Below are 26030 nucleotides of genomic sequence, written 5' to 3' on the forward strand. Positions count from 1 at the left end.
GAGTTAAAAATAGAAAAATATTTTAGATGCAATACCAAGGAGTTTTAAAAAAAATGCCAACTGAAATTAGTGATAAAATTCAGTATTATTTGGATATGATAACCGATTTTCTAAATGTAAATCAGCTGTTAAATAAGGAACTAGAGATATCTTTTGTGACTTATGAATGCTTGAATTGCCATTTAGAACGACCTATTTACCGACAGGGTTTTTGTAAATCGTGCTTTTTTGATACTCCAAGAGCAGGAGATTGGATCATGCGACCTGAATTAAGTACAGCACATTTAGGAAAAGAAGACAGAGATTTAGAATATGAGAAAGCTATGCAATTGCAGCCACATATCGTGTATTTAGCAAACTCTAGCAATGTAAAAGTAGGAGTTACAAGAAAGCAGCAAGTTCCAACTAGATGGATAGATCAAGGAGCGCATGAAGCGATAGAAATTGTAGAAGTTCCTAATAGGTATTTAGCAGGAATTACAGAGGTTGCCTTAAAAGAACATGTTGCAGATAAAACAAATTGGAGAAAGATGTTAAAGAATGAAGTCGAAGATGAAAATTTAGTAGAGTGGCAACAAAAATTACGACCTTACATACCAGAAGAGGTTCAAGAATATTTCATTGAAAACAATACAGAAACAGAATTGAATTTTCCTGTTAACCAATATCCAGAAAAACCAAAGAGTTTAAATTTGGTAAAAGAAGAGTCTTATACTGGAAAATTGGTAGGGATTAAAGGACAATATTTAATCTTTGAAGACCAAACAGTTTTTAATGTAAGAGCCAATGAAGGATTAGTAGTTAAAATAAACATTCTTTAAATGTCATCGAATTTATTAAAAGTAGCCCTAGCGCAAATAGCACCAGTTTGGTTAAACAAAGAGCTAACCATTCAAAAAATAGAACAAACAATCAATGATGCAGCGAAAGAAAATGCTGAATTAATTGTTTTTGGAGAAGCTTTACTACCTGGCTATCCTTTTTGGGTAGAGTTAGTTAACGGAGCTACATTTAACTCACCAATTACTAAAGAATTGCATGCACATTATGTGAGTAATTCGATTATGATTGAAAAAGGGGAGTTAAATTCTATTTGTGCACTAGCAAAACAACATCAGATGGCTATTTATTTAGGAGTCATGGAACGTGCTCAAAATAGAGGAGGTCATAGTATTTATGCTTCATTGGCATACATAGATCAGAATGGAGAGATAAAATCTGTACATAGAAAATTACAACCCACTTACGAAGAGCGCTTAACTTGGGCACCTGGCGATGGAAACGGATTACAAGTACACTCTTTGAAAGAGTTTACCGTTGGAGGTTTGAATTGCTGGGAAAATTGGATGCCATTGCCAAGGACAGCATTATATGGATTAGGAGAAAATTTACATATAGCTGTTTGGCCAGGAAGCGATTTTAATACCAAAGACATTACACGTTTTATTGCTAGAGAATCTCGCTCTTATGTGATTTCAGTTTCAAGTATGATGACTAAAAATGATTTTCCAAAAGACACACCTCATTTAGATAAAATTCTTACAGAAGCAAAAGATACCTTAGCCAATGGAGGTTCTTGTATTGCAGGTCCTGATGGAGAGTGGGTTGTAGAACCTGTTGTAGATAAGGAAGGATTAATCTACCAAACGCTAGATTTTTCTAGAATCTATCAAGAACGTCAAAACTTTGATCCAGTTGGACATTATTCTAGACCCGATGTTACGAAGTTACATGTAAACAGAGATCGTCAAAGTACGGTGGAATTTGATTAGAAATAAAACCTGATATGATTAAGAATTTTTTACTTATAAAATTTGATCAATTGAGAGGTGTAAAGTATGGGAAGAAAGCTGATATAGAAATTGATTTGAATGAGACTACAACAAAAAAAAAGATTCTTAGGATTGTTTCTAAAATGAATGAAAGGTATAGTTTACATTTCTATGATGCTTTTTATAATTTACTACCTGAACAAAAACCGTGGACACTTGGAGATACTGGAGCTTTTGCTGAGGTAAAAAAAGAAAAGAATATTTATAGAGTTAGGTTAGGTAATCATGGCGGATTTAAAAATAAAGGTCAATGGATTAAAATGTCTGAAAGTGAACTGATCAATTCTATATATGAAAGCAGGAATTACAATGGAGGTAAAATGAGAATAGTATCTCGATTAGCGAGGAAAATGTGGGTGAAAAAAGGAAGAGACAAATCATTATTTCATTTCTATCACGATATATCGGATATAAATAAAAAAATGAAATAAGAAGTTTAATTGATTGTTATGAAAAAATATCACATTTATTTTGCATTTCTTTTTTTTTTCTTTTCAAGCTATTATAATTTATTCTCAAACAACAGTTCAAAAAACTGAACAAGGGTGGAATTTATTTGTTGATGGAAAACCTTTTGAGATTAAGGGAGCTATTCTTAAAAAAAAAGTTACATATTATAACCCGTAGATAACAATTAATTTAATGTTTTTCCACGGGTTATTTTTTTCATAACATTTTTCCCTTTTCGACAAATATGCTACAAACAAACGTTAGAAATATTAAGGTTACAAACAAAGTAAGTCTGCATTCATAAATAACGACAGTTGATTTAAAAAATCGATAAATATTGAGGGTTAAAACGTATATATTTGAAGAAATTTACTGATTACTATGAAGAAACTTGGAAATTTCATTCAAGCTATATTGATTTTAACAATTATATCTAGTTATGGGCAAAATATTATCAATTTGCCTGTTGGTAAAGATTTTAATTCTTTATTTGATTTTTCTTTTAGAGATAGTGAAATAGATTTTTCCAAATATAATATTACTGGATATTACAGATTGAAAAAAAAAGCGAGAGATACATTATTTCCTGGAAACATTAGTAGATACATGGAAGGTTTAATGGAATTCGAAATGCAAAATTACAATGCGAGTATTGATAGTTTAAAAAGAATACTACCTGTTTTTGAAGAAGCTGATTTACTAATTTTAGAAGAAGTTAAATTATTGTCTATGATATACTTCTATATAGGGGAATCATACTCAAAACTAGAGAATGATATTAAGGCTACTAAATTTTTTAAAAAAGTGGATAGCCTTTATCAATCGTCTCATATTTTAACTTCAGTTTTAAGAAAAAATTATAGGAAGTTGATTACATATTACAAAGGTCAGAATAATCAATCTAAGCAAATAGAATATCTTGATAAGTTATTAAAAGTTGACAGTGTTTTAAATGCTAATTATAAACCTATCAAGCATAAATCATTTAATAATTATGACGAACTTATTTTAATTAAAGAAAAAAAAGAAATAATTACTGCTATTCAAAAAAAAGAAAAACGCACTCAAAAAATTATTTTTTTTGGAAGTGTTTTGTTATTACTTTTTATGGTTGGACTTTTCCTACAGTACCGAAAGAAAAAAATATATAAATTACGTTTTGAAGAGTTGATTAATGAGCAGAAAACTAATCTCATTCCTCATCAAAATAAAAGTGTGTTGATTGAAAAGAAAGTTAATATTCCTGAGGAGATTGTAGAAGAAATTTTGAAGAGTTTAAAAAAGTTTGAAAAAGAATATCAATTTATTAACAGAGAACTCACATTAAGTTCTTTAGCGAAAGAACTCAGTACTAATGCAAATTACCTCTCAAAAGTTATTAATCATTATAAGAAGCAATCATATACTAGATATATTTCGATTTTACGTGTTGAATATGCAATTAATCAATTAAAGATAAATCCTACATTTCGAAAGTACACTATAAAAGCAATTGCTGAAGAAGTTGGATTTAAAACTTCTGAATCTTTCGCAAAAGCTTTTTATAAATCAACAGGAATTCGACCTTCTTATTTTATAAAGGAATTAAATAAACAAAATTGACTTTCGACTCCTTAAACTAGTTGTTTCCCAAATCAATACTCCGTAAACAAAAACATATTCTAATCCTACAAACCATAAATTCTCTTTCCAAGGATCATTTGCATAAGCTTGATAACTCAAGATAATTACAACACTCCAAACAATAGGGAAACGATATTTGCTAAAAACACTTAATAAAACCAAAGTTGATAAATACCAAGGATGCATAGTGGTGGTGGTAAAATAATAGAAGGTCAAACCAATCAGCAGAGCGGTAATCAATTGTTGAGGTGATTTATTCTTTCTAAAAAAGGTGATAATTGCTAAAAAAACGACTGCTAACGCAGGTAGGATCTTTCCAATTATGGCAATTTCATTATAGCCTCTAAACAAGTACCCAATTTCTCTTGCGATATAGTAGATACTGGCATTGAATTCGAAATTCCGAAACCATAAACCTACAGAGTTTGTATAACTACTAATTAAATCAGAAGAAAGAAATGGTAGAAATAAAAGAACGTTCGTTAAAATAACGATTGCTCCAAAATAAAGAAGTTGTAAAAAACCTTTTGTTTTTTCTTTTCTGGTAAACCACTGAAAAAAGAGTGGTAGAAAGAGCAAAGGGATCAATTTAACAGAAACAGAAAGTCCTAAAACTACAGATGCCCAAATCCATTTTTTCAGTAGCAAAAGATGAATACTCCACACTAGAAAAAATAACATCACAGCTTCAAAATGCAAGTTTCCTGTTAACTCTATAATTATAAAAGGGTTTAGTGCATATAAAAAGATATGATGAATGGGTAAATTAAGTTTTTCTAAGATCTTTTTTCCAAAATAGATAATCCCAATATCTGCCAGAATAATCTGCAATCGTAATACAATAGCAGCTCCTAAAATACTCGAGTTAGAAAAAATTGCAGCTAGGAGAAAATTAAGTTGGTTAACTGGTGGGTAATTGGTAAAATGACTTCCGTTTAAATCTCCCATACCACCATATAAGTCTACAGCCTGATTTACAGGAAATATCCGTTGCTCTATAAATGTTTCTGGTAAAGAAATATAAGGGTTATAACCTTCTAGAATCATTCTACCGTCCCAAATAAATCGGTAAAAGTCTTGTGACAAATTTGGAATGGCAAACAAAAATACTAATCGGAACAAAATAGCAACTCCAACCAAAAAAGGGAAGTTTAATTTTTCTTTTCTCATAAAATAGAGAAATGGTAGAAAAAGAGCTAAGTATAATGAGCTAAGTTGGGCAAAATTGGTGCGGTCTAAATAATAAGCGAATAAAAAATACAAAACTATACTTACCAACATGGCTAGAATAGATTGATATTTTTTAGAAAAGGCCATTACTAAACTTTAGAAAAAATTGATTTGCAAAAAACATATCCAAAACCAATAAATAGCATCAAATGAAATGGGAACAATCCAAAATCGCCTCCTTGATCTCCTACTACAAAAGCGCTATACATCCCAAAACCGAAATACAATGTTAGTAATCCTTCAATAATAACATTTAGAGAAGGTTTTTTCCGAATGTATTTGTTGTTTTTCCAAGAATCTTTTAAGGATTTTATATTAAATTTTGGAGTTCTTACAAACTCACTTTTCTTTCCTATATGACCTTCTAAAACTGCAATAGTATTATGTAGAGAGAATCCCATGGCAATAGAGAAAAAAGTGAAAAAAGTTCCAATGTATTTGATAAAGTTCACAAAACCACCACCGTAGGTTCTTTTGAACATAAACCAATAACAGATAAAGAAGATGATTGTGCTAATCACAAAGAAACTCATCATGTAAAAATATGATTTCAAATGGGCATATTCGTTTTTGATATACAGCATAGGAATACTTAATATAGCAACCAAGAAAATCATGAGAAACATAGAGCTATTTAATAGATGTAGTAAGCTATGAATCTTAGTTTTTAATGAAATATGTTGATTGCTAAGAACTCTCTTTGCCATTTTCTGAAAGTTCTCTGCGCCACCTTTATTCCATCTGAATTGTTGAGATCTAGCAGCACTAATAATTACAGGTAATTCAGCTGGAGTTTTTACATCTTCTAAGTATTTAAACTTCCATTGTTTTAATTGTGCACGATAGCTTAAATCTAAATCTTCTGTTAGTGTATCTCCTTCCCAATTTCCCGCATCAATTATACATTGTTTACGCCAGATTCCAGCAGTTCCGTTAAAGTTGATAAAATGTCCTTTACTGTTGCGCCCAACTTGTTCTAAGGTGAAATGGGCGTCTAAAGCAAAGGCTTGTACTTTGGTAAGTGTAGAGTAATTTCTATTGATATGACCCCAACGAGTTTGTACAACACCAACATTTTGGTTTTTAAAGTAGGGTACAGTTTGTAACAACCAATCTTTTTCAGGCAAAAAATCTGCATCAAAAATGGCGATAAAATCGCCTTTGGCGATTTCTAAACCTTCTTTCAACGCACCTGCTTTAAAACCTTGTCGGTTGGTTCTTCGAATATGTTGAATATCGATTCCTTCTTGTTGTAGTTTTTCAATCTGAGTTGCTGTGCTGTCAACAGACTCATCTGTAGAATCGTCTAAAACTTGAATCTCTAATTTGTTTTTTGGATATTCTAATTTGACAATATTTTCGAGCAAACGTTCCATTACGTACAACTCATTATAAACGGGAAGTTGAATGGTTACAAAAGGAACCTCGTCAGGATTTGTCAAGTCGAATTTAGAACAAGAATCTTCTTTTTTTTGAGCGCTTACATAATTGAATAATAAATTCAGTTGTGCTAACGCATACATGAAAATCAAAATAAGCGCTACAGAGTAGATAGTGATAATTGTGTATTCCAAAATCATTACTTAAAACTGTATTTAAAAATCCAACTTAAAATTTTAAAACCTGCCATGATAGTTCCTTTTACTGTTCCAGAAACTTTAGAAACTCCAATTCGGTTTCTGTATTTTACGGGAATCTCTTTATATGTCAACTTTTGTTTAATGACTTTTAACTGCATTTCTACAGTCCAGCCATAAGTTTTATCCTCCATTTGTAAGGCTAGCAATTTATCGTATTTAATTGCTCTAAAAGGGCCTAAGTCGCTAAATTTAGCTCCAAAAAACAACTTCATTAGAAAAGTGGCAAGCCAGTTTCCAAATACTTGTTGAGGAGTCATAGAACCAGCTTCACGTAATTCTTGAACTCTAGCTCCTATTACAAAATCGATGTCATCATTTATAATAGGATCTACAATTTCTATTAATTGCTCAGGATAATCAGAATAATCACCATCTAAAAAAACAACAATATTGGGGTTATCTTTTTGTGTAGCAATGTATTCCATTCCTTTCAAACAAGCATAGCCATAACCGCGTTGATTTTCTTGCAAAACAGTAGCTCCTGCTTTAGCAGCATTTTCTTCAGTTTTGTCTGTAGAATTGTTGCTAACAACAATAATTTCTGTTACGATATCAGGAATATCGTTTACAACGTTGGCTATGGAACCTTCCTCATTATAAGCAGGAATGATTACCTTAATATTTTTCTTCATCTTCTTATCAGTGATTAATTCTCAGAGGTCAATTAAAAATGTTGACTTACTGATAACTAATCATTGTTCAATGTCTATTGTCTTAAATCTGACAGATTATTCTCTTTCCTAAAAGACTTAAAATCTGTCCATTCTTTTATCTTCTTTCCTTTGTGATATTTCTCTGCTCGAACTAGTTTTTTCATTTTGTACATCAAGCAATATCCGTTTTTTTGATTGTTTTTTAATTGACATTTATGGTTAATATTACCAGAATCGTCATAAAACAACCACCACTTATGTTGCATTCCTTTTTCATAATGGCCTTCCTTTTTTTTGGAAGCATCACGGCGGTAAAAATACCAATATTTTGTCTCTAAATTATTTTTAAAATGCCCTTCTTTTTTAAGTGTTCCATTGTTGTAATAGAACTTCCAATACCCATTTTTTTGATCTTTTTTAAACCAACCTTCTTCTTTTAAATTTCCGTTTTTGAAATAAGCCTTATGATATTTCTTTTTTTGAGCAGAGGCCAAAATTGAAAAACAACAAAAAACCAAAAAAAGCTGCTTTTTAAAGTTCATTATTTTTCATTTATCAAGTTCATTAAATCTACATCGTTTCCTAAGAGAACTTGTGTTGGATTAATTCGGCCAGCTTCAGGGCCATTTTCTAATTTTAATACTCCTCTAGGGCAAACAGCAGAGCAAATCCCGCAACCAACACAACTAGAGCGTACAATACTTTCTCCTTTTTGAGCATAAGCTCTAACATCAATACCTTGTTCGCAATAAGTTGAACAATTTCCACAGGAAATACATTGTCCTCCATTAGTTGTAATTCTAAATCGTGATTTAAATCTTTGTACTAGCCCTAAGTAAGCGGCTAAAGGACATCCAAAACGACACCAAACTCTATTTCCAAAAATTGGATAAAAACCAGTACCGATGACACCAGCAAACCAAGCTCCAATTAAAAAGCTATAAGTGTCTTTAATCCATTGAGAATTGATTCCAAATAAAGATTGAGTTCCGCTTAGGTATGCATAGATAGTAACAATTGTCATCACCAGAGAAAATACAAGTACGGAGTGAATAACCCATCGTTCTAGTTTCCATGCTTTTAAAGTTTTGTCTGAATGTTGTCTGTAAGGATCACCTAAAGTTTCTGCCAATCCACCACAACCACAAACCCAAGAACAATACCATCTTTTCCCAAAGAAATAGACCATTATAGGAACAATAATCACTGTAAGAATAATACCCCAGACAAGAATAAATAAGCCAATAGCTCCGCTATTCTGTAAACTTTCTAGGTTCCACTCAAAGAAAAAGTCATAATCTAAAGGGAAAGCATTTTTAAAATCATAACCAGGCATGTTTAAGCTTGTCATGATTTCAGGAATTAAGAAAGCAAAAACGATTTGAAAGAATAGAACTGAAGTTGTACGAATTACTTGATATTTGTTATGTCTGTATTTGATGTACATACGCGCAGCCATCACTATCATAATAACACAATACAAAAAGCCATATACAAACCACTGACTGGCTTCACCACCATTTAAAGTTTTACTTATAGGATCTAAGATGTAAGTCCAATTCACAACATAGTCTGCCATGAAGTATAGCAATAAATAAAAAGCAACTAAATAGATAAGAACTAGCCATGCTATCCAACCTCGATTGGTTGCAGATTCTAAATAAATTCCATTGTTTTTGATTCCTGCTGGGCCTAACAGTACATAATTTGGAAGGATAAAAAGAAGCGCTCCTAAGATTCCTAATCCAAAGGTAAGCCACCATAAAAGGCCCGAATTTTCTTTAATAAATCCTTTACCTGCTTTTTTTGCTAATTCATAACTTAATGTATGTGGCTTCCCATAAATTTTATATTGATATTGTTCGCCTTTTTTATCCCAATTTTTTTCTGCGTCATATTTGGCAATCAATGCGTCGTAGTGATTATTTGACGCTTTGTAAGCATTTCTAACACGACTAGAAAATTCAAAAATACTCAAGTCTTCATCTGTTACCACAGCTTTTTGAAGTTCTTCTTTAATCACCTCACTTTTGTAACCTTTACTTTGGATAAAAGCATCAACTTCTGATGTTGTAAGGTTAAAAGATCCTGTAAAAATAGATCCCGTAAAAATGGACAACCCTATGAGGAAAATGACTAATCCTAATTGTTTTATTGCTTTCATACTTTTAAACTCTTGAAAAGATTCTTTTCCAACTTTTCTTTTTAGGTTGAATATTCGTATTGTTCTCTTTGTTGAATTTAGCGATAATCTCTTTTTCATAAGCTCTATAAAACTCTGGATCAAAATTGGCATCGGCTAAATATTCCAATATATGGTATACATCCCTTTGTTCAGTGAGCCATTGATCAAATAGTTCATGTCGCATTCTTATTCCAAAGGTGTTAATTCCTAAGAATTTATTCGATTCTTTATCATAAGCTATGGTAATACATTTTGTATCATCTTTATGCTTCCAATGAAAATGTAATTCGTTGTCTTTCTTATGTCGTTCACTAAACACCCAGCCGTAAGTTTGATATTCGATATCAAAAAATTTCGCTGAATTAAACCAGTGTCCAGGTTTGTATTCTATTCGATTTCCGCAGATGGTTTGAGCTAAGGTTTCACCCATCATTCTTCCAGTATACCAAACAGCTTCAATTGGTCTGCGATTTCCTATAGCTTCACGTTGTTCAGCACAATCACCAATGGCATAAACATCTTTTATATTGGTTTCTAGGAATCTATTCACCAAAACACCTCTGTTGGTTTCAATTTCTGAGTCTTTGATAAAATTGATGTTAGGAGATACTCCTGCCGTTAATCCCACTACATCACATTCTATTTCTTCACCCGTTTCAGCAATAACTACAGAATAACAGTGGCCGTTTTCATCCGATTTAATTTCCTTTAGATTGACTCCTAATCTTAGGTCTATATGATTGTTTTTAATATGTCTGTTAATCATTTCACTTTCACGAGAAGGCAAAACACCATTCCAAAAACTTGTTTCTCTTACCAAAAAAGTAACTGGTATATTTCTTGAGTGAAGCATTTCTGCCAATTCAATTCCAATCAAACCACCTCCAACAATGACAGCTCTTTTGCATACTTTATTATTAGGAGCATGAGTTTCTAAATTCTCAAGATCTTGTTTATGATACATACCCATCACACCTTTTAGATCTTGACCAGGCCATCCAAATTTGTTTGGTTTTGAACCTGTAGCTAAAACCAATTTATCATAAGAAAGTTTTTCTCCATTAGAAAATACCAGCTGTTTATTTGAGGTATCAACTTTTTCAACATATCCTTTCTTTAAGTTGATTCTATTCTTTTTCCAGAACCAAGATTCATACGGTTGAGTATGCTCAAATTTCATATGCCCCATGTAGATATACATGAGTGCGGTTCTTGAAAAGAAGTAGTCTGTTTCAGCAGAAACAATGGTAATTTCTTTATCTGAGTTTTTACGAATATGTCTCGCTAGGGTAACTCCAGAAATACCATTTCCAATAATAACAATATGCTCCATAGTTTTCAGTTGCTGTGGTATCTGTCGAAGTTAATTCAATTTTCTTAAATCAATTTATAATTTAGAATGAATATAAATAAAAATACTTTGAAAGTAAATAGAAAAGACATCGACGGATATGACAATTAATATTAGAAAACTTAATCTAAAAAAACATTATGAAACGATTACTGTTAATTGCTATACTAATAATTAGTTATCAAGGATTCTCTCAAGAAGATGATTCAACTTCAAAAAGCAATATTCAAACCTACACACCTTCAAAACTCTTAAACAAAGGGCAATGGGATATCAAATGGTTTAACAATTTATATACGCAAACAGAAAGTACTTTTACTAATGGAACAGAGCCAAGACAGACATTTTTTACTTCTTCTATAGATATTTTTACTGGAATTTCAGAAAACAATAGAGTAAATATTGGATTGCTTTTAGAGTTTCGTTCTAATGTAATTGGCGGTAGAAAAGCGTTAGCAGCTTTGAGTTTTGGTAATGATGGGATTACAGAAAGATCTGGATTTACCTCTTTTGCGCCAGCTATTAAATTCAACCCCATTAAAAGTGTTGGAAATTTTACGATTCAGAGTGCTTTTCACATTCCTCTTGTTGATGAAGAAAGCAACAGTAATAATGTCTTTTTAGATCAAAAAGGATTTATTTGGCAAAATAGATTTTTTTATGACTATACTTTTCCAAGCGGAGATTGGCAAATTTTTACTGAATTAACTACTGAATATAACTTTGGTGATGATAATGATAGTTTTGCAAATGATAGTTTTAATCTAGTTCCAGGTATTTTTTTAAGTTATTTTCCATCAGATAAGTTCACCATTTTAGCTTTAGCACAACACAATCAACGTTTAGATTTAGGAAACAACTTTTCTCAAAACTTTACAGCTTTAGGAGGAGGCGCAAAGTATCAACTGTCTAAAGTGTTTAATGTAGAATTTCTGTACACCGATTTTGTGAGAGGAAATAACACCGGTCTTGGAAAAACTTTTAACATTGGATTAAGAGCTTTATTCTAAAGAATTGAATTATTTTAGGGTTTCAAAATGAAACCAATAAAACAGCTATTATTCATTTTACTGTTAAGTTCTGTATCTCTTTACGGACAGAAAATCAATGGAATTAGTTTCGTTGCTTCAGGGGATAGTATTTCTTACGTACATACAAATCCGGTAAGAAATGTAAATGCTAGTCATGTAGCATTAATGCCTTTCGGATTTATCAAAAATCTTTCTTCTCCAGAAATTCGATTCAATGAAAAGCGTCAGTGGTTTGGTGAAAGAGAGATAGGAATACAACAGTATGCTAAAGAATTCCGAAAAAAAGGTATAAAAGTGATGCTAAAACCTCAGATTTGGGTTTGGCGAGGTGAATATACAGGACATATTGAAATGGATTCTGAAGAAAAATGGAAGATTTTAGAAGAATCTTATGAAAGCTTTATTCTTACGTACGCCAATACCGCAAAGAAAATAAAAGCAGAGATTTTTTGTATTGGAACAGAGCTAGAAAAATTTGTAGCTCAACGACCCGAATATTGGAAATCTTTGATTAAAAAAATACGAAAAATTTATAAAGGAAAATTAACCTATGCTGCCAATTGGGACGAATTTAAACGAGTGAAATTTTGGAGTTTATTGGATTATATTGGTGTTGATGCTTACTTTCCGATTACAGATATACAAACACCAAGTATACAGGATTTTGAAAAAGGATGGAAACAACCCAAAGAAGAGATTCGTAAAATTCAATCAACTTTTCAAAAACCAATCTTATTTACTGAATTTGGTTACAGAAGTATACATTATACTGGCAAAGAACCTTGGGATTCTAAAAGAGTTTCTGGAGAAGTAAATTTAGAAGCTCAGTCGAACGGATTACAAGCACTTCACAATCAGTTTTGGAAAGAAAGTTGGTTTGCTGGAGGCTTTATTTGGAAATGGTTTCATCGTCATGATAGAGTAGGAGGAAAAGACAATAATAGGTTTACACCACAAAACAAACCTGCCGAAGATTTAATTAAAAAATTGTACAAAACCAAGTAGAAGATAAGCAATAATTAGTTTTGAAAACATGATAAATGTTATGAAATAAAAGCGATTTTGATTCTAACTTTGAGTTAGATTTAATGTAAAGCTTATGAAAACTATTATTGTACCCATCGATTTTTCAAAACATTCTGAATATGCGCTAAAAGCAGCTGCATTATTAGCTAAAAAGAATAATGATGCAATTATTGCATTGCATATGTTAGACCTTCAAATGTCATCCTTAAATGAGAGTGTTAGCTATCATCAAGAAAAAACAGCATTCTTATTGCAATTGGCAAAAAAGAGGCTTCAAAAATTTTTAAAAAAGGAATACCTTGAGGATGTAAAAGTTACTTCTATCATAAAACACTATAAAGTTTTTAGTGAAATAAGTGAGGTGGCTAAACAAGAAAATGCAGATTTGATTATTATGGGGTCTCACGGAGCAACAGGGTTTAAAGAATTTTTTGTAGGATCGAATACAGAAAAGGTAATTCGATTTTCAGAAATTCCAGTAATGATTGTTAAAAACGACCTTACAGATTTCGACTTTGAAGAAGTGGTGTATGCTACAGACTTTTCAAAAGAATCTGTTGGAGCCTATATTAGAATGAAAAGTCTTATTGAAGATTTTGGAGGGAAAATGAACCTTTTGTATGTGAATACGCCTTTCGATAATTTTAAAACCACAGCAGAAATGGAGAAAATGGCTGCCGACTTTTTTATGGTAGCAGATGGAAATACAAAAAAAATGAAAGAAGTCTCTTTCGTTTGCGACAAATCGGTTGAAAAAGGAATATTCAATTTTTCAAATTCTGTTGGAGCAGATATGATTGCAATGAGCACACATGGTAGAAAAGGACTTTCTCATATTTTTAAAGGAAGTTTATCTGAAGATGTAGCCAATCATGCAGCGCTCCCAATTTTGACTGTAAAAATATAAATCGTTGTAGATTCTGTAGAAAGAGTTGAAAATGCTTTATATCTTAGCTGTAAGATATATTCCTGTCAAAAATTATAGTGAGATATTTAAAAGCACTTTTGGTATTTGTTTTCCTTGTAGGAACATTCATTTCTTATGGTCAGGAAAAGATAATATATGATATCAAAATAAGAGGAGCAAAGAAGACAAAGGCCTCTTTTATAAAGAGTATGTTAGAATCTAAATCGGGAGAGGTCTTAGATTCTGCAAAACTGAAAAAGGATATTGCTCAATTAAAGAGATTGCCTGCAATTTCACATGCGTATTTCCAGATCTTCTTTTCTCATGACAATCTCTACAATGTATTTGTAAATATTGAAGAAAATTTCACCATTATTCCCTATGGAAATGTGTACACAACAAATAATGATGAGTTTGCTTATCGAGTTGGGATAAATGAATTTAATTTTTTAGGAAGAAATATTACGATAGGAGGTTTTTTTCAACGAGACATCTATAATTCACATGCATTTAACTTTAGAGCTCCTTTCTTATTTGGGCGAAAATTTGGGCTGTCCTTTACCTACCAAAACCTCACTACCCAAGAACCTGTGTTTTTTAATAATACTACCGCAGACTATAAGTACAATAATACTTCATATGAACTATTAGGACTGGTTCAGTTTAATTTTAGAAATAGAATAGAAGCTGGGTTGAATATCTTTACGGAAGATTATCAATATAAATTTGGAGCTACTAGTCCTAGTGTTCCTCAAAGTTTAGTGGTTGATAAATCGTTGCTCAAATTTATTTATGAATACAATGCCTTGGACTATTTTTATGAAAGTGTATCTGGATTTAGAAGCTTATTTAATTTTCAATATGTGAAGGCAAACGGAACACAGTTGCCCGATTTTTCTATCTGGTGGAATGATTTCTTTTATTACAAACGGTTTGGAGAAAATGGTAATTGGGCAAACCGAGTTCGTATTGGTTTTGCTAGTAATGAAGATACTCCTTTTGCACCATTTTCTGTAGATAATAATATTAATGTTCGCGGAGTAGGAAATATTATCGATCGTGGAACTGGAGTTATTGTGATCAATACAGAATACAGACACGTTTTGTATAGAAAAAAGAATTTAATGATTCAAGGAAATGCATTTATTGATGCAGGTTCTTGGAGAAACCCTGGAGGCGATTTAGGAGATTTTAGCGATAGTGATAACTTACGAATTTATCCAGGCTTAGGTATTCGTTTTATACATAAAAAGGTATACAATGCTATTTTTCGTATCGATTATGGATACGGAATTACCAAAAACGGAACGCAAGGTTTTGTGTTTGGAATTGGTCAGTATTTTTAAAAGTAAGACATGAAAAAAGGTATAATCATTCTATTTCTCATAAGCCTCTATGGCTGTGAAAAGAGACAAGTGATTAAGAAAGAACTAAAAGAGATTGCTAAAGAGCTAATTATTGCGTCTAAAAATTGTGCTTTGATTACTGTAGATTCTTTAGGAATAGCTCATGCAAGAACGATGGACCCTTTTTTACCTGAAGAAGATTTTACCATTTGGATGGCAACCAACCCTAAAAGCAAGAAAGTAAAAGAGATACAGAACAACCCTAAAGTAACTCTCTATTATTTTGATAAAACTGACCCAGGATATGTTACTATTCAAGGAAATGCAACTCTGGTCAATACAAAAGAAGCTAAAGAAAAGTTTTGGAAAGAAGAATGGGAAAATTTCTATAAAGACAGAAACACCAATTACTTGCTTATTAAAGTAATCCCATCTAAAATAAACGTGATTTCTGAAAAGAATAGCATTCTAGGAGATTCTATTACTTGGAAGTCACCAGAAGTTCAATTTAATAAATAATAAAAGATTACTTATCTATTTTATTTTTAACTTTGTGTTTATATAACACAAATAATGAGTTTGCAACAAAATATTAGAGTAGCAGTAGATGCAGTAATTTTTGGATATGAATCCAAAAGTCTTTCTGTTTTATTGATAAAAAGAGGTGTTGAGCCTTTTAAAGACTCTTGGGCGTTACCTGGTGGATTGGTTTTGGAGGATGAATCCTTAGAAAATGCGGTAAAGAGAGAGTTGAAAGAAGAAACAGGTGTTAAGATAGATTACTTAGAGCAACTCTACACGTTTGGCAAACCTAATAGAGACCCCAGAAACCGTGTGGTTTCTATTAGTTATTTTGGTTTAGTAAGGCCAAATCACTTTACAATCAAAGCTGATACTGATGCTGATGAAGCACAATGGTTTCCAATCAATAAGATTCCAAAACTTGCTTTTGATCATAAAGTCATTTTAAATATGGCTAAAAAAAGATTACAAGGAAAATTACAATATCAACCAATTGGTTTTGATCTTCTCAACAAAGAATTTCCTTTCTCAGATTTGGAACAATTATACTCTACTATCCTTGAAAATGATATCGACAGAAGAAATTTTAGAAAAAAAATTCTCAGTTTCGGTATAGTAGAGGAAACAGATAAAATTAGTCAGCAAGGTAGCGGTAGACCTGCAAAATTGTTCCGTTTCAATACTTCAAAATACAATGAACTCGTTAAAGAAGGTTTCCATTTCGAAATAAAGATTGTGTAATTTTTACACAAAAAGTTTGGTCAGTTTAAAATCATCTCTTAGATTTGCGTAAAAATAACACAAAAATGATTTTAAACTTAGATTCAAACTTTTCACCTTTAGGAGCAAATGCTATTGAATACTCATCATTCATTTTTTCTGGAGGAGAGCCTCATATCAAAATCCAAAGTGATTTAACTGAGGTTAATGAAGTGACAATTACGACCAGAATCCAATCATTTAATGATTTTGGAATATTGTTATGTGCAGTTGATGCTTTAAAGCGAATGCGAGTTGAAAAAATCAATGTGTTTTTACCTTATTTCCCTGGAGCAAGACAGGATAGAGTTATGGTAGCTGGTGAAGCGTTGAGTGTAAAAGTATATGCTGATATCTTAAATAGTTTGAGTTTAAATCGTATTACCATTTTTGATCCTCATTCTGAAGTAACTCCTGCTCTATTAAATGACTGTGAGGTGGTTACCAATCACAAATTTATTCAGAAGGTATTGAGTAAAATGAATAAGGACGTTCTTTTGATTTCTCCAGATGGGGGAGCTTTAAAAAAGATATACAAAGTATCAGAATTTTTAGACGGTATCCCTGTAGTCGAGTGCTCAAAGAAAAGAAATGTAAAGAATGGTCAATTAGAAGGCTTTAAAGTGTATGAGGATGATTTAAAAGGTAAGGAATGTTTAATTGTAGACGATATCTGTGATGGAGGTGGAACTTTTATAGGACTAGCAGGAGAATTAAAGAAAAAGAATGCTGGAGATTTATACTTAGCTGTAAGTCATGGAATTTTTAGTAAAGGAACAGAGAAGTTAAACAGCATATTCAAAAAAGTATTTACAACCGATAGTTTTAAGAATGTTCAGGAAGTTGAACAAATTAACCTAGAAAGTATTGTTGAAAAGATTACAAGATGGTAATAGAATTAATACAAGGAGATATTACTAAGATAGAGGCTGACGTGATAGTGAATGCTGCCAACTCATCCTTACTAGGAGGTGGCGGAGTAGATGGGGCAATTCATAGAGCTGGAGGGAATGCCATTTTAGAAGAATGCAGACAAATTAGAAATAGACAAGGGAAATGTAAAACTGGTGAAGCAGTCATAACTACTGCGGGAAATTTACCAGCTAAAAAAGTGATACATACAGTTGGACCCGTATATAACGGTGGGAAAAACTATGAAAAAGAAAAACAATTAGCCAACTGCTATCACAACAGTATGTTACTTGCTGCGGAAAATGATTTAAAATCCATTGCTTTTCCAAATATAAGCACAGGAATCTATCGTTTTCCAAAGCAATTAGCTGCTGAAATTGCTATCAAAACAATTAAAGAAAACTCGATTTTAGAGAAAGTAATTTTTGTTTGTTTTGATGAGGAGAATTATGAAATTTATAAATCCGTGCTTGATGAATAGTTCAGAATTGATTTTAGAAAAAGTATCTTCTGAGATTCATTTAATGTGGATGTCTTGGGCAAAGAAAATAGTTCAAGAAGAGAACATATCAAAAGAAAGAATCGAACGATGGGAAAGAGAATGTTTTTTATCATATGATGAATTATCAGAAGAAATGAAAGAACTGGATAGGAAATTTGCAAGAAGAATAATAAAGATTATAGATGGAGACAATTAAATACATAACGGGCGATGCAACACAACCAAAAGGAGATGAGAACAAGATCATTGTTCATGTGTGTAATGATATTGGTGGATGGGGAAAAGGCTTTGTATTAGCAATTTCAAATAGATGGAAAGCTCCTGAAAAAGCATATCGAGAATGGTATGCTTCTCAAAAAGATTTTGGGTTAGGAGAAGTTCAATTTATTAAGGTAGAAGATAATTTATGGATAGCAAATCTAATTGGACAGCATAAAATTAGAAAAGACAAGCAAGGGAATCCTCCAATTCGATATGATGCTATCAAAGAAGGAATGCAGAAGGTAGCTCATCAAGCTGGAAAGTTAAATGCATCAGTTCACATGCCAAGAATAGGCTGTGGGTTAGCAGGAGGAAAATGGGAAAATATTGAACCTATTTTGGAAGAAAGTCTAATTAAAAATAAAATCAAAACCGTTGTTTATGATTTTAAATGAAATACCATATCCAAAGTTAAGACGTATAGTCCACAGTAAATACTTAGATATATTTGCTGTCTCAATTATTTTGGTAACTAGCATTTCTTTAGGATACCATAAAACCTTCTACTATAAATCGAATCCCTTATTTAATATTGACTACGAACAGTGGTCAAATATGTTATCTAAAGGTGCATTTCCGCTTGGAATTTTCTCAATTGTTGTAGCTTGTTTTTCTATGATGTCTGCTAGATTAATATGCAAGCAAAGTAATATTGGAAACATCATAGGGATTTTTACTACAATCTGTGTTTGCTTTATCGACTTTGCACTGGGTAATAAGTCTGCTGTGATAACATATCCTTTAACATTTATTTTATCAATCTACGGATCAATAAAATGGAGTAAAGGGGTTTTGATAAAGCAAAAAGATAAGTTATACTTCTGGATAGTAGCAATAGGAATGATAGTTGGTTATGGGTTAACATTTATTGGGTTCTATGCTTTCGACACTTCTCTATCTTGGTATTCAGACCTAAAATCAAAACTTTTGTTTCATTCCATAGCAATTACTTTTGGTATTTCCATTGTTTCAAATACCGCAACAGCTTTTAAGTATCAAGAAACTTGGTTAGGTTGGTTAATCTATAACATTATACAAGTAATTAAAAACACACTACTTTTTAACTGGGCGAATGTTGGTAAGTACTTATTCTACATAATCAATGTAGTTCTAACTTTTTTTGATTGGAAGTTTAATAAAGATAAAAAATGATGGAGTTATGAAAAGAGCAGCTCTTTTTGGAGGATCTGGAAACAACAGAGAAACTAAAGAATACAAAGAAACTGTTGAGATAGGTAAGCTACTGCATAAGCATGACTATATTGTTAAAAATGGTGGTTATGGAGGAATGATGGAGGCGGTCTCTAAAGGAATTACTTCAGAAGGAGGTCAAGCTATTGGAATTACTTGTAAGCAAGTCGGAAAAGAAAAAGGAAACTCATTCTTAACAGATACTATTGTAACTGAAAAATTATTTAAAAGACTACAACTATTAATTGAAGATACTGATCTTTTCATAGTACAAAAAGGTGGTTAAGGAACACTCTCTGAGATTTTCTTAGCGTTGGATATTATTAGAAAAGAGACTAAGAAAAATCAAGCAAAGCTATTTTTTATAGGTGAATTCTGGAATCAAATCATTGAAACTCTTAAAAAAACCATCATTCCTGAAAGAGAACATCATCTGTTTTCTGTTATTAATTCTATTGAAGAATTGGAAATAGTCATTAAAAACCCCAAATAATTTTAATTTTTAATCGATTAATAAACAGTGTCTTACGTTTTAAATTGATTTTTTTGCGTAAAAAATACACAAAATAATTTGTGAAAGTAATTTCTTTATATATATTTGTGTCATTATTACGCAAATAAAAAACATTATGAACCCATTATTATACACAGACGGTTATAAAGTAGATCACAGAAGACAATATCCAGAGCAGACAACATTAGTTTATTCGAATTGGACACCAAGAAAAAGTAGAATCCCAGGAATCAATGAAGTTGTATTTTTTGGTTTACAGTATTTCATTAAGAAGTATATCATTGAAGACTTCAATAAAAACTTCTTTAACCAACCTAAAGAAGTAATAAGTAAGGGGTATTCTAGGAGAATCAATAACTATCTAGGAGAAAATAAAGTGGGTATAGAGCATATTGAAGCTTTACACGACTTAGGATATCTTCCAATGGTTATTAAAGCTCTACCTGAAGGGGTTTCTGTTCCTGTAAGAGTGCCTATGGTAACCATGTATAATACTAAGCCTGAATTTTTCTGGTTAACGAACTATTTTGAAACGCTACTTTCAACTACATTATGGTTGCCATGTAATTCAGCAACAATTGCAAAACAATACAGAACGATCCTTGATAAATACGCTCAAGAAACGTCTTCAATTCCTGAGTTTGTAGATTGGCAAGGTCATGATTTTTCAATGAGAGGAATGGCTGGATTAGAATCTGCTGTACTATCTGCTTCAGGCCACTTGTTAAGCTTTACTGGAACGGATACCATTCCATCTATTGATTTCTTAGAGGAGTATTACAATGCTGATTCTGATTATGACTTAATTGGGGGTTCTGTAGCTGCTACTGAGCACTCGGTAATGTGTATGGGAACAAATTCTGGAGAAGAAGAAACTTTTAAAAGATTAATTACAGAAGTATATCCAAATGGAATCGTATCTATTGTTTCGGATACATGGGATTTATGGAAAGTGTTGACTGAATATCTTCCAAACCTAAAAGAAGAAGTATTACAAAGAGATGGAAAAGTTGTGATTCGTCCTGATAGTGGTGATCCAGTAGATATCATCTGTGGAAATCCAAATGGAGAAACTGAGGTAGAGAAAAAAGGAGTTATTGAGTTACTATGGGAAACCTTTGGAGGGACTATCAATGAAAAAGGATACAAAGAATTAGATTCTCACATTGGAGCTATCTATGGAGACAGCATTACCATAGATAGAGCTACTCAAATTTGTGAGCGATTAAAACAAAAAGGATTTGCTTCTACCAATGTAGTATTAGGAATCGGTTCTTTTACTTATCAGTATAATACAAGAGATACTTTTGGATTTGCTATGAAAGCTACTTATGGTGAAGTGAATGGAGTTGGAAGAGAAATTTACAAAGATCCAATCACAGATGACGGGACTAAGAAATCAGCTAAGGGATTGATCCAAATTGTAAAAGAGAATGGTAGTTATCAACTGATAGATCAGGTTAGCTGGGAAGAAGAAAAACAAGGAGAGTTAAGAGAAATCTACAGAGATGGGAAATTGCTAAAAGATGAGAAATTATCTGAAATACGAAAAAGAATAAAATCCAATTCTTAACTCTTCAAAATGAAATCCCTGAAGTAATTCAGGGATTTTTTAATTTAATAGAATAAATTTTTCTGTTTTTTAGATTTCTCGACTACTCTCGAAATGACAGAGAGCTAACAACACCCACCACCATCGTAATGGAAGGTAGATTCAGAAAAGTAAATATCATTTCTTCCTAAAGCTTGCAAAGCAGCAGCAGTTTTATCACAAATAGCCAAAGGTTGGTTTTGTAGTAATGTGTGTCCGTTACCATCATCAAAATATTCTTGATCGCCGTAATATATTGCAGCTTTTCCGGTAAAAATACAAGGGCCATCTTCGGGCATTGGGTCTTTAATGGCCGCTACTTCTATAGATTCGATATAGATTAATTCGTCAGTAGGGTAATTCTTAGGATCTAAGATTCTATAAGGTTTACGAGCTCTAATTTCTATGGTGCCAAATCCAGCATCTGTTAAAGCTTTTACATAATCGGCAATAGATAAACTACCGCTCAAACACAAAGCACGTAAACGTTCGTCGTTGCGAAGTTCTTCATTCATAGGTTGCTCGCAAGTAGGATCACTCATTACCAAACGACCATGAGGTTTTAGCACACGATACATTTCTGCAATAGCTTTCTTTAAATCATCAGATTTAAAGATGTTAAATAAGCAATTTTGAGCAGCTACATCAATAGAATTATCTTCCACAGGTAAGTTCATAGCGTCTCCTTTTCGAAGGTCTACAAAATCGCTTTGAAACCAAGGATTCATTTCTTCTGCTTCTTTAAAATTTTTGCGAGAAGCTTCTAACATTTCATCAACAACATCCAAACCAATCACACCTCCTTTTTGACGATTGAAATAGGCAAACTGTAGCAACTCCATTCCGCCGCCAACTCCAACATATAACATCTTAGGATTATTCGTTAAATCACGAGCATGTACAGTGCTTCCACAGCCGTAATTCATTTCTTGCATGATACGTGGAATCTTTAAACCGGGTAATTCCCAAATAGGATTTGTGGTACAGCATAAGCCTATATCTGGTGTTAATGCCGCTTCTTTATATACGTCTTTTGTGGTTTCTAAATAACTCATTCTGCTTTTCCTATTTTTTTGCTGATAAAGTAATCAACGGAAAATTTGTCGTAATCTTTTGGTAATAATAACAAGCTTATTAAAAGAATTGCTCTATACATCACATGCGATAAATCCCAGATAGGATCTTTAAGTCCGTGGCCAATAGTAACAATCACTAAAACAGAGGCTAAAAAATACAATGTAATGTCTCTTTTTAACCCTATAATTAATAAGAAGCCTCCAATTAATTCTATAAAAGAAGTATAATACGCTGTAAAAAGTAAAACGAAATCAGGTAATATGTCTGCGTAACTCGCTTTAAAAAAGTTTGTATAAACAGCATCTAAACCAAATGTAAATACTTTTCCAAATCCTTGAAAAAAGAAGATAAATCCAAGTAAAAGCCGAATGGTGAGCGTAGCTATCTGTTGGTTTTTTTGCATTAAAGTTGCTTGATTAATTCTTTAAACAATAAAATCATTTTAGGTTCTGCTTCTCCAGCAACTTGAATAATTTCTTGAATATCTACAGGAGCTAGATTCTTAGGGTCACACTCGTCTGTTAATACTGAAACGGCAGCACAAGGTAAGTCTAAGTGTTTTGCTACAATTACTTCTGGAACAGTACTCATTCCAACTGCATCAACTTCTAAAATTTGCAGCATTCTATATTCGGCTCTTGTTTCTAACTGCGGACCTAAAACTCCAGCATAAACTCCTTCATGAAGATTGATGTTATTAGCTTTGGCAATAGACTTTAACAAACCATTAATCTCCTTCGAATAAGGTTCTAACATATCGGCAAAACGTTCACCAAATTCACCCACTTTTGCAAAAGCAAGTGGTGAACTTCCTTGTAGATTTAAATGATCATCAATTACCATTAAATCTCCTTTTTTGTAGGAAAGATTAATGGCTCCAGCGGCATTAGAGATAAGCAGTGTTTGAATTCCTAATTGGTGCATAGTGCGAATACCATAAGTTACTTCCCAAGGATTATAGCCCTCATACAAATGAAATCTTCCAGACATCACAATTACTTTCTTTCCTGAAAGATTTCCGTAGATTAATCTTCCAGAATGAAATTCTACCGTTGCTTGTGGGAAATGTGGAATATCAGCATACGAAACTTCTTTTTCGATTTCTATTTCATGAATCAATTGCCCTAATCCTGTACCTAAAACAATACCTATATCAGGATTATTAAACCCTTGACTTCTTAAAAATTCTGTGGTTTCTTGTAGATGCTTTTTCATTTATCGATTGATGTATTTTGTTGTTTTACAATTTCTTGAGCAAGAATACTGGTTTTGTAAAAATTAGAATTCACTAAATCTTCAAATGTATCTATATCATTTAAAGTTTCTAAAAGAAAAACCGATCTTTGTTGCTTAGAGATTTCTTGTAAAGTTACATCTAATAATGTTGATTTACTCCACGGTTTGTCTTTAAAAACAGAAGAATTCATTTTAGACATCCCAATCAGATAGTATCCACCATCGTCTGCTGGTCCAAAAACAAGCTCGTTGTTTTTTAAATTTTTAAACCCCTTTTCGATGACCTCTTTTGAGATGTCTGGTAAATCTGAACCGATTAAAATGATGTTTTCATAGCCTTCATCAAAACCTTGTTGAAATGCGTTTTGCATTCTCATTCCTAGATTTTCACCTTTCTGAACAAACTTTTGATCATTTTCCCATTTAGAAGGAATAATGACATCCGAGAAGTAAATATGTCTTTTAGCTTCTACTTTTTTAGACTCTTCTTCAGTAATAGAAAAGAGTTCGCTATAAATCTTAAAAGCTCCAACATCACCAATAGTTTTGGCCAATCTAGTTTTTACTTTTCCGAGAATGATATTTTTTACAAATACAATTAGTAAATCTTTACTCATTTAATGTTGAGTTTATTTCAGTACACTTTTTTCCCTTTTAAAAGCCAAACGGCCCATTCTTTTGAAAAAGCATGAATTTCTTCGGTTTCTTTTCCTTTTGGATTGTACACTTTATTCTCTTTATTTTTCCATTCAAAAATACCGCCATAAAGATTAAAAACATTTGTATAGCCCGCATTTTTTAGTTGCTCGGCAATATCTTCAGATCGAACTCCTAAAGAACAATACACAACTATTTTTGCATCTTTGTTAGCTATTGATTTGGTCGTTTTTTTTAAATTGAATTTTTCATATCCAACAAATTGGGCACCTTTCAAGTGGCTTATTTTAAATTCTTTTTTCTCTCTGGCATCGAGTAGAATAACTCCTTTATGAATAACCTTTTTTAAGGTATCAACAGTTATATAAGGAACGCTCTCTGAATTGTATTTTTTTAAAACATCTTTAAGAGTATTTTGAGAGAAAGCTCCTAAAGAAATAAAGATACATATGAGTGTAATAAATTGTTTCATGTGATTTTATGCAACTACTCCTTGACAACTACTTCCGGCACCGGCTGTACATCCGTAGCAATGTTGATTGATAATGATGTTTCTGTTTTGCAAGAGTTCTTCGTTGTATTCTGAAATATGCTTGACCTTGCTTGCTACTTTTAAATTTAGCATTTGATTGAAATCGCAATCATAGAGCCAACCATCCCAACTTACGGATAATGTATTGGTACACATTACGTTTTCTACAGCCAACGGATTATAAGCTTCTACCAAAGCATACATATAATCTTCATAGTTTTCTGAAGCGATTAAATAATCTAAAAATCGACTAATAGGCAAGTTCGTAATGGCAAAAAGATTGTGAAAATCAATATCAAAATCTTCTTTTAATGCCTTTTTAAAATCAGCTTCTAAAGCCATTTGATCTCCAGGTAAAAATGCTCCTGAAGGATTGTATACCAAGTCCAAACGCAAATCACTATCGGGCATTCCATATCCCACAGCATTGAGGTCTTTTAACGCTTGAATTGATTTGTCAAAAACACCATCACCACGCTGTTTGTCTGTTTTTCCTCGCGTCCAATGTGGCATAGAGCTTACTACATGCACATTGTGTTTTTTGAAAAATTCTGGGAGATCATGATATTTTTTATTCGCTCTAATAATAGTTAGATTAGAACGCACTATAAAGTCTTTGATGCCTATTTTAGAAGCTTCTTCAACAAACCAGCGAAAATTTGGATTCATTTCAGGAGCTCCTCCAGTTAAATCTAAGGTGTGTGCTCCAGTTTTTTTAATAACTTCTAAGCATTGTTGCATGGTTTCTCTGGTCATGATTTCTTTTCGATCTGGACCAGCATCCACATGACAATGAGCGCATACTTGATTGCACATGTACCCCACATTGATTTGTAGAATTTCTAATTTTTTAGGGCGAAGCGGAAACTGATTAGTTTCCTTTATTTTTTTGGCGAACGTAGGCAATTCTCCATCTTCAAAAATTCCATTTGAGAGAATTTCCAACTGTCGTTTGGTATTTGCCAGATCATTATTTCTAGCTAAGAGTGATTTTTTACTCAT

Annotated in this window: 30 protein-coding genes; 18 read left to right on the top strand and 12 right to left on the bottom strand. The window is 32.3% G+C overall.

The features are described from left to right. Nucleotides 1-26: 26 nt before the first annotated feature. From AAON49_RS13660 to AAON49_RS13675, 4 genes are all read left to right on the top strand, one after another. Nucleotides 27-821, top strand: a complete 795-nt coding sequence (locus AAON49_RS13660; RefSeq protein ID WP_349555377.1) for a DUF2797 domain-containing protein — start codon at nt 27-29, stop codon at nt 819-821. Next, a complete protein-coding gene (locus AAON49_RS13665) occupies nt 822-1772 on the top strand; it encodes a carbon-nitrogen hydrolase family protein (protein WP_349555378.1) in 951 nt (316 codons plus the stop codon). Between the two features lie 14 nt (nt 1773-1786). Then, nucleotides 1787-2263, top strand: a complete 477-nt coding sequence (locus AAON49_RS13670) for a hypothetical protein (protein ID WP_349555380.1) — start codon at nt 1787-1789, stop codon at nt 2261-2263. Nucleotides 2264-2663: 400 nt separating this feature from the next. After that, a complete protein-coding gene (locus AAON49_RS13675) occupies nt 2664-3884 on the top strand; it encodes a helix-turn-helix domain-containing protein (RefSeq protein ID WP_349555381.1) in 1221 nt (406 codons plus the stop codon). Here AAON49_RS13675 and AAON49_RS13680 read toward each other — a convergent pair. The 6 genes from AAON49_RS13680 to AAON49_RS13705 form a co-directional block, all read right to left on the bottom strand. After that, the gene (locus AAON49_RS13680) at nt 3867-5222 is read right to left on the bottom strand and encodes an MptA/MptB family glycosyltransferase (protein ID WP_349555383.1); all 1356 of its coding nucleotides are present in this window, start codon (nt 5220-5222) and stop codon (nt 3867-3869) included. The genes AAON49_RS13675 and AAON49_RS13680 overlap by 18 nt on opposite strands. 2 nt (nt 5223-5224) lie before the next feature. Further along, complete coding sequence (locus tag AAON49_RS13685; RefSeq protein WP_349555384.1) at nt 5225-6715, bottom strand: cellulose synthase family protein; 1491 nt, start codon at nt 6713-6715, stop codon at nt 5225-5227. Further along, nucleotides 6715-7407 carry a glycosyltransferase family 2 protein gene (locus AAON49_RS13690; RefSeq protein ID WP_349555386.1) on the bottom strand — a complete coding sequence of 231 codons (693 nt, stop codon included), beginning with the start codon at nt 7405-7407 and terminating at the stop codon, nt 6715-6717. The genes AAON49_RS13685 and AAON49_RS13690 overlap by 1 nt, the downstream gene beginning before the upstream one ends. 74 nt (nt 7408-7481) lie before the next feature. After that, a complete protein-coding gene (locus tag AAON49_RS13695; protein WP_349555387.1) occupies nt 7482-7970 on the bottom strand; it encodes a toxin-antitoxin system YwqK family antitoxin in 489 nt (162 codons plus the stop codon). Then, nucleotides 7970-9592, bottom strand: coding sequence for a 4Fe-4S binding protein (locus AAON49_RS13700; RefSeq protein WP_349555388.1), 1623 nt, complete (start codon nt 9590-9592; stop codon nt 7970-7972). Before AAON49_RS13700 ends, AAON49_RS13695 begins: the two co-directional genes overlap by 1 nt. Before the next feature lie 4 nt (nt 9593-9596). Next, nucleotides 9597-10946, bottom strand: coding sequence for an NAD(P)/FAD-dependent oxidoreductase (locus AAON49_RS13705; protein WP_349555390.1), 1350 nt, complete (start codon nt 10944-10946; stop codon nt 9597-9599). Between the two features lie 158 nt (nt 10947-11104). Between AAON49_RS13705 and AAON49_RS13710 the strand changes: the two genes are divergently transcribed. The 14 genes from AAON49_RS13710 to AAON49_RS13775 all read left to right on the top strand — a co-directional run bounded on the left by AAON49_RS13710 (nt 11105) and on the right by AAON49_RS13775 (nt 21508). Continuing rightward, complete coding sequence (locus AAON49_RS13710; protein WP_349555392.1) at nt 11105-11974, top strand: hypothetical protein; 870 nt, start codon at nt 11105-11107, stop codon at nt 11972-11974. A 27-nt stretch (nt 11975-12001) separates the two neighbouring features. Further along, complete coding sequence (locus AAON49_RS13715) at nt 12002-13000, top strand: glycoside hydrolase family 113 (RefSeq protein ID WP_349555393.1); 999 nt, start codon at nt 12002-12004, stop codon at nt 12998-13000. Nucleotides 13001-13094: 94 nt separating this feature from the next. Then, nucleotides 13095-13928 (top strand): universal stress protein, encoded by an 834-nt coding sequence (locus tag AAON49_RS13720; protein ID WP_349555394.1) that lies wholly within the window; start codon nt 13095-13097, stop codon nt 13926-13928. Nucleotides 13929-14005: 77 nt separating this feature from the next. Beyond that, nucleotides 14006-15274, top strand: a complete 1269-nt coding sequence (locus tag AAON49_RS13725; protein WP_349555395.1) for a POTRA domain-containing protein — start codon at nt 14006-14008, stop codon at nt 15272-15274. 9 nt (nt 15275-15283) lie between these two features. Continuing rightward, complete coding sequence (locus AAON49_RS13730; RefSeq protein ID WP_349555396.1) at nt 15284-15793, top strand: pyridoxamine 5'-phosphate oxidase family protein; 510 nt, start codon at nt 15284-15286, stop codon at nt 15791-15793. A 54-nt stretch (nt 15794-15847) separates the two neighbouring features. After that, complete coding sequence (locus AAON49_RS13735) at nt 15848-16537, top strand: NUDIX hydrolase (RefSeq protein ID WP_349555397.1); 690 nt, start codon at nt 15848-15850, stop codon at nt 16535-16537. 65 nt (nt 16538-16602) lie between these two features. Beyond that, entirely contained in the window at nt 16603-17448 is an 846-nt protein-coding gene (gene prs / locus AAON49_RS13740; protein ID WP_349555398.1) for a ribose-phosphate diphosphokinase, read from the top strand. After that, nucleotides 17442-17948 (top strand): O-acetyl-ADP-ribose deacetylase, encoded by a 507-nt coding sequence (locus tag AAON49_RS13745; RefSeq protein ID WP_349555400.1) that lies wholly within the window; start codon nt 17442-17444, stop codon nt 17946-17948. The genes prs and AAON49_RS13745 overlap by 7 nt, the downstream gene beginning before the upstream one ends. Next, a complete protein-coding gene (locus AAON49_RS13750; RefSeq protein WP_349555402.1) occupies nt 17941-18165 on the top strand; it encodes a hypothetical protein in 225 nt (74 codons plus the stop codon). Before AAON49_RS13745 ends, AAON49_RS13750 begins: the two co-directional genes overlap by 8 nt. Continuing rightward, a complete protein-coding gene (locus tag AAON49_RS13755) occupies nt 18152-18625 on the top strand; it encodes a macro domain-containing protein (RefSeq protein ID WP_349555404.1) in 474 nt (157 codons plus the stop codon). The genes AAON49_RS13750 and AAON49_RS13755 overlap by 14 nt, the downstream gene beginning before the upstream one ends. Continuing rightward, complete coding sequence (locus AAON49_RS13760) at nt 18612-19382, top strand: nicotinamide mononucleotide transporter family protein (protein ID WP_349555405.1); 771 nt, start codon at nt 18612-18614, stop codon at nt 19380-19382. Before AAON49_RS13755 ends, AAON49_RS13760 begins: the two co-directional genes overlap by 14 nt. A gap of 7 nt (nt 19383-19389) precedes the next feature. After that, nucleotides 19390-19707, top strand: coding sequence for an SLOG cluster 4 domain-containing protein (locus AAON49_RS13765; RefSeq protein ID WP_349555407.1), 318 nt, complete (start codon nt 19390-19392; stop codon nt 19705-19707). 27 nt (nt 19708-19734) lie between these two features. Then, the gene (locus AAON49_RS13770) at nt 19735-19914 is read left to right on the top strand and encodes a hypothetical protein (RefSeq protein ID WP_349555409.1); all 180 of its coding nucleotides are present in this window, start codon (nt 19735-19737) and stop codon (nt 19912-19914) included. 136 nt (nt 19915-20050) lie between these two features. Beyond that, nucleotides 20051-21508, top strand: coding sequence for a nicotinate phosphoribosyltransferase (locus AAON49_RS13775; protein ID WP_349555410.1), 1458 nt, complete (start codon nt 20051-20053; stop codon nt 21506-21508). Between the two features lie 104 nt (nt 21509-21612). Here AAON49_RS13775 and arsM read toward each other — a convergent pair whose 3' ends face one another. From arsM to arsS, 6 genes are read right to left on the bottom strand one after another with little or no spacing between them, the layout of a single operon-like run. Further along, nucleotides 21613-22581, bottom strand: a complete 969-nt coding sequence (arsM, locus tag AAON49_RS13780) for an arsenosugar biosynthesis arsenite methyltransferase ArsM (RefSeq protein WP_349555412.1) — start codon at nt 22579-22581, stop codon at nt 21613-21615. Then, complete coding sequence (locus AAON49_RS13785) at nt 22578-23006, bottom strand: DoxX family membrane protein (RefSeq protein ID WP_349555413.1); 429 nt, start codon at nt 23004-23006, stop codon at nt 22578-22580. Before AAON49_RS13785 ends, arsM begins: the two co-directional genes overlap by 4 nt. Continuing rightward, nucleotides 23006-23818 (bottom strand): purine-nucleoside phosphorylase, encoded by an 813-nt coding sequence (locus AAON49_RS13790; protein ID WP_349555414.1) that lies wholly within the window; start codon nt 23816-23818, stop codon nt 23006-23008. The genes AAON49_RS13785 and AAON49_RS13790 overlap by 1 nt, the downstream gene beginning before the upstream one ends. Beyond that, nucleotides 23815-24456, bottom strand: a complete 642-nt coding sequence (locus AAON49_RS13795) for a TIGR04282 family arsenosugar biosynthesis glycosyltransferase (RefSeq protein WP_349555415.1) — start codon at nt 24454-24456, stop codon at nt 23815-23817. The genes AAON49_RS13790 and AAON49_RS13795 overlap by 4 nt, the downstream gene beginning before the upstream one ends. Nucleotides 24457-24473: 17 nt before the next feature. After that, the gene (locus AAON49_RS13800; RefSeq protein ID WP_349555416.1) at nt 24474-24968 is read right to left on the bottom strand and encodes a rhodanese-like domain-containing protein; all 495 of its coding nucleotides are present in this window, start codon (nt 24966-24968) and stop codon (nt 24474-24476) included. 6 nt (nt 24969-24974) lie between these two features. Continuing rightward, nucleotides 24975-26030: an arsenosugar biosynthesis radical SAM (seleno)protein ArsS gene (gene arsS, locus AAON49_RS13805; RefSeq protein ID WP_349555417.1), complete on the bottom strand. Its 1056-nt coding sequence runs from the start codon at nt 26028-26030 to the stop codon at nt 24975-24977.

It is taken from the genome of Pseudotenacibaculum sp. MALMAid0570, assembly GCF_040151415.1.
Lineage (GTDB): Bacteria > Bacteroidota > Bacteroidia > Flavobacteriales > Flavobacteriaceae > Polaribacter.

Bases quoted from the DNA above. Each gene is read 5' to 3' on its own strand.
- AAON49_RS13660 (WP_349555377.1), top strand. From the start codon at position 27: ATGCAATACCAAGGAGTTTTAAAAAAAATGCCAACTGAAATTAGTGAT.
- AAON49_RS13665 (WP_349555378.1), top strand. From the start codon at position 822: ATGTCATCGAATTTATTAAAAGTAGCCCTAGCGCAAATAGCACCAGTT.
- AAON49_RS13670 (WP_349555380.1), top strand. From the start codon at position 1,787: ATGATTAAGAATTTTTTACTTATAAAATTTGATCAATTGAGAGGTGTA.
- AAON49_RS13675 (WP_349555381.1), top strand. From the start codon at position 2,664: ATGAAGAAACTTGGAAATTTCATTCAAGCTATATTGATTTTAACAATT.
- AAON49_RS13680 (WP_349555383.1), bottom strand. From the start codon at position 5,222: ATGGCCTTTTCTAAAAAATATCAATCTATTCTAGCCATGTTGGTAAGT.
- AAON49_RS13685 (WP_349555384.1), bottom strand. From the start codon at position 6,715: ATGATTTTGGAATACACAATTATCACTATCTACTCTGTAGCGCTTATT.
- AAON49_RS13690 (WP_349555386.1), bottom strand. From the start codon at position 7,407: ATGAAGAAAAATATTAAGGTAATCATTCCTGCTTATAATGAGGAAGGT.
- AAON49_RS13695 (WP_349555387.1), bottom strand. From the start codon at position 7,970: ATGAACTTTAAAAAGCAGCTTTTTTTGGTTTTTTGTTGTTTTTCAATT.
- AAON49_RS13700 (WP_349555388.1), bottom strand. From the start codon at position 9,592: ATGAAAGCAATAAAACAATTAGGATTAGTCATTTTCCTCATAGGGTTG.
- AAON49_RS13705 (WP_349555390.1), bottom strand. From the start codon at position 10,946: ATGGAGCATATTGTTATTATTGGAAATGGTATTTCTGGAGTTACCCTA.
- AAON49_RS13710 (WP_349555392.1), top strand. From the start codon at position 11,105: ATGAAACGATTACTGTTAATTGCTATACTAATAATTAGTTATCAAGGA.
- AAON49_RS13715 (WP_349555393.1), top strand. From the start codon at position 12,002: ATGAAACCAATAAAACAGCTATTATTCATTTTACTGTTAAGTTCTGTA.
- AAON49_RS13720 (WP_349555394.1), top strand. From the start codon at position 13,095: ATGAAAACTATTATTGTACCCATCGATTTTTCAAAACATTCTGAATAT.
- AAON49_RS13730 (WP_349555396.1), top strand. From the start codon at position 15,284: ATGAAAAAAGGTATAATCATTCTATTTCTCATAAGCCTCTATGGCTGT.
- AAON49_RS13735 (WP_349555397.1), top strand. From the start codon at position 15,848: ATGAGTTTGCAACAAAATATTAGAGTAGCAGTAGATGCAGTAATTTTT.
- prs (WP_349555398.1), top strand. From the start codon at position 16,603: ATGATTTTAAACTTAGATTCAAACTTTTCACCTTTAGGAGCAAATGCT.
- AAON49_RS13745 (WP_349555400.1), top strand. From the start codon at position 17,442: ATGGTAATAGAATTAATACAAGGAGATATTACTAAGATAGAGGCTGAC.
- AAON49_RS13750 (WP_349555402.1), top strand. From the start codon at position 17,941: ATGAATAGTTCAGAATTGATTTTAGAAAAAGTATCTTCTGAGATTCAT.
- AAON49_RS13755 (WP_349555404.1), top strand. From the start codon at position 18,152: ATGGAGACAATTAAATACATAACGGGCGATGCAACACAACCAAAAGGA.
- AAON49_RS13760 (WP_349555405.1), top strand. From the start codon at position 18,612: ATGATTTTAAATGAAATACCATATCCAAAGTTAAGACGTATAGTCCAC.
- AAON49_RS13765 (WP_349555407.1), top strand. From the start codon at position 19,390: ATGAAAAGAGCAGCTCTTTTTGGAGGATCTGGAAACAACAGAGAAACT.
- AAON49_RS13775 (WP_349555410.1), top strand. From the start codon at position 20,051: ATGAACCCATTATTATACACAGACGGTTATAAAGTAGATCACAGAAGA.
- arsM (WP_349555412.1), bottom strand. From the start codon at position 22,581: ATGAGTTATTTAGAAACCACAAAAGACGTATATAAAGAAGCGGCATTA.
- AAON49_RS13785 (WP_349555413.1), bottom strand. From the start codon at position 23,006: ATGCAAAAAAACCAACAGATAGCTACGCTCACCATTCGGCTTTTACTT.
- AAON49_RS13790 (WP_349555414.1), bottom strand. From the start codon at position 23,818: ATGAAAAAGCATCTACAAGAAACCACAGAATTTTTAAGAAGTCAAGGG.
- AAON49_RS13795 (WP_349555415.1), bottom strand. From the start codon at position 24,456: ATGAGTAAAGATTTACTAATTGTATTTGTAAAAAATATCATTCTCGGA.
- AAON49_RS13800 (WP_349555416.1), bottom strand. From the start codon at position 24,968: ATGAAACAATTTATTACACTCATATGTATCTTTATTTCTTTAGGAGCT.
- arsS (WP_349555417.1), bottom strand. From the start codon at position 26,030: ATGAGTAAAAAATCACTCTTAGCTAGAAATAATGATCTGGCAAATACC.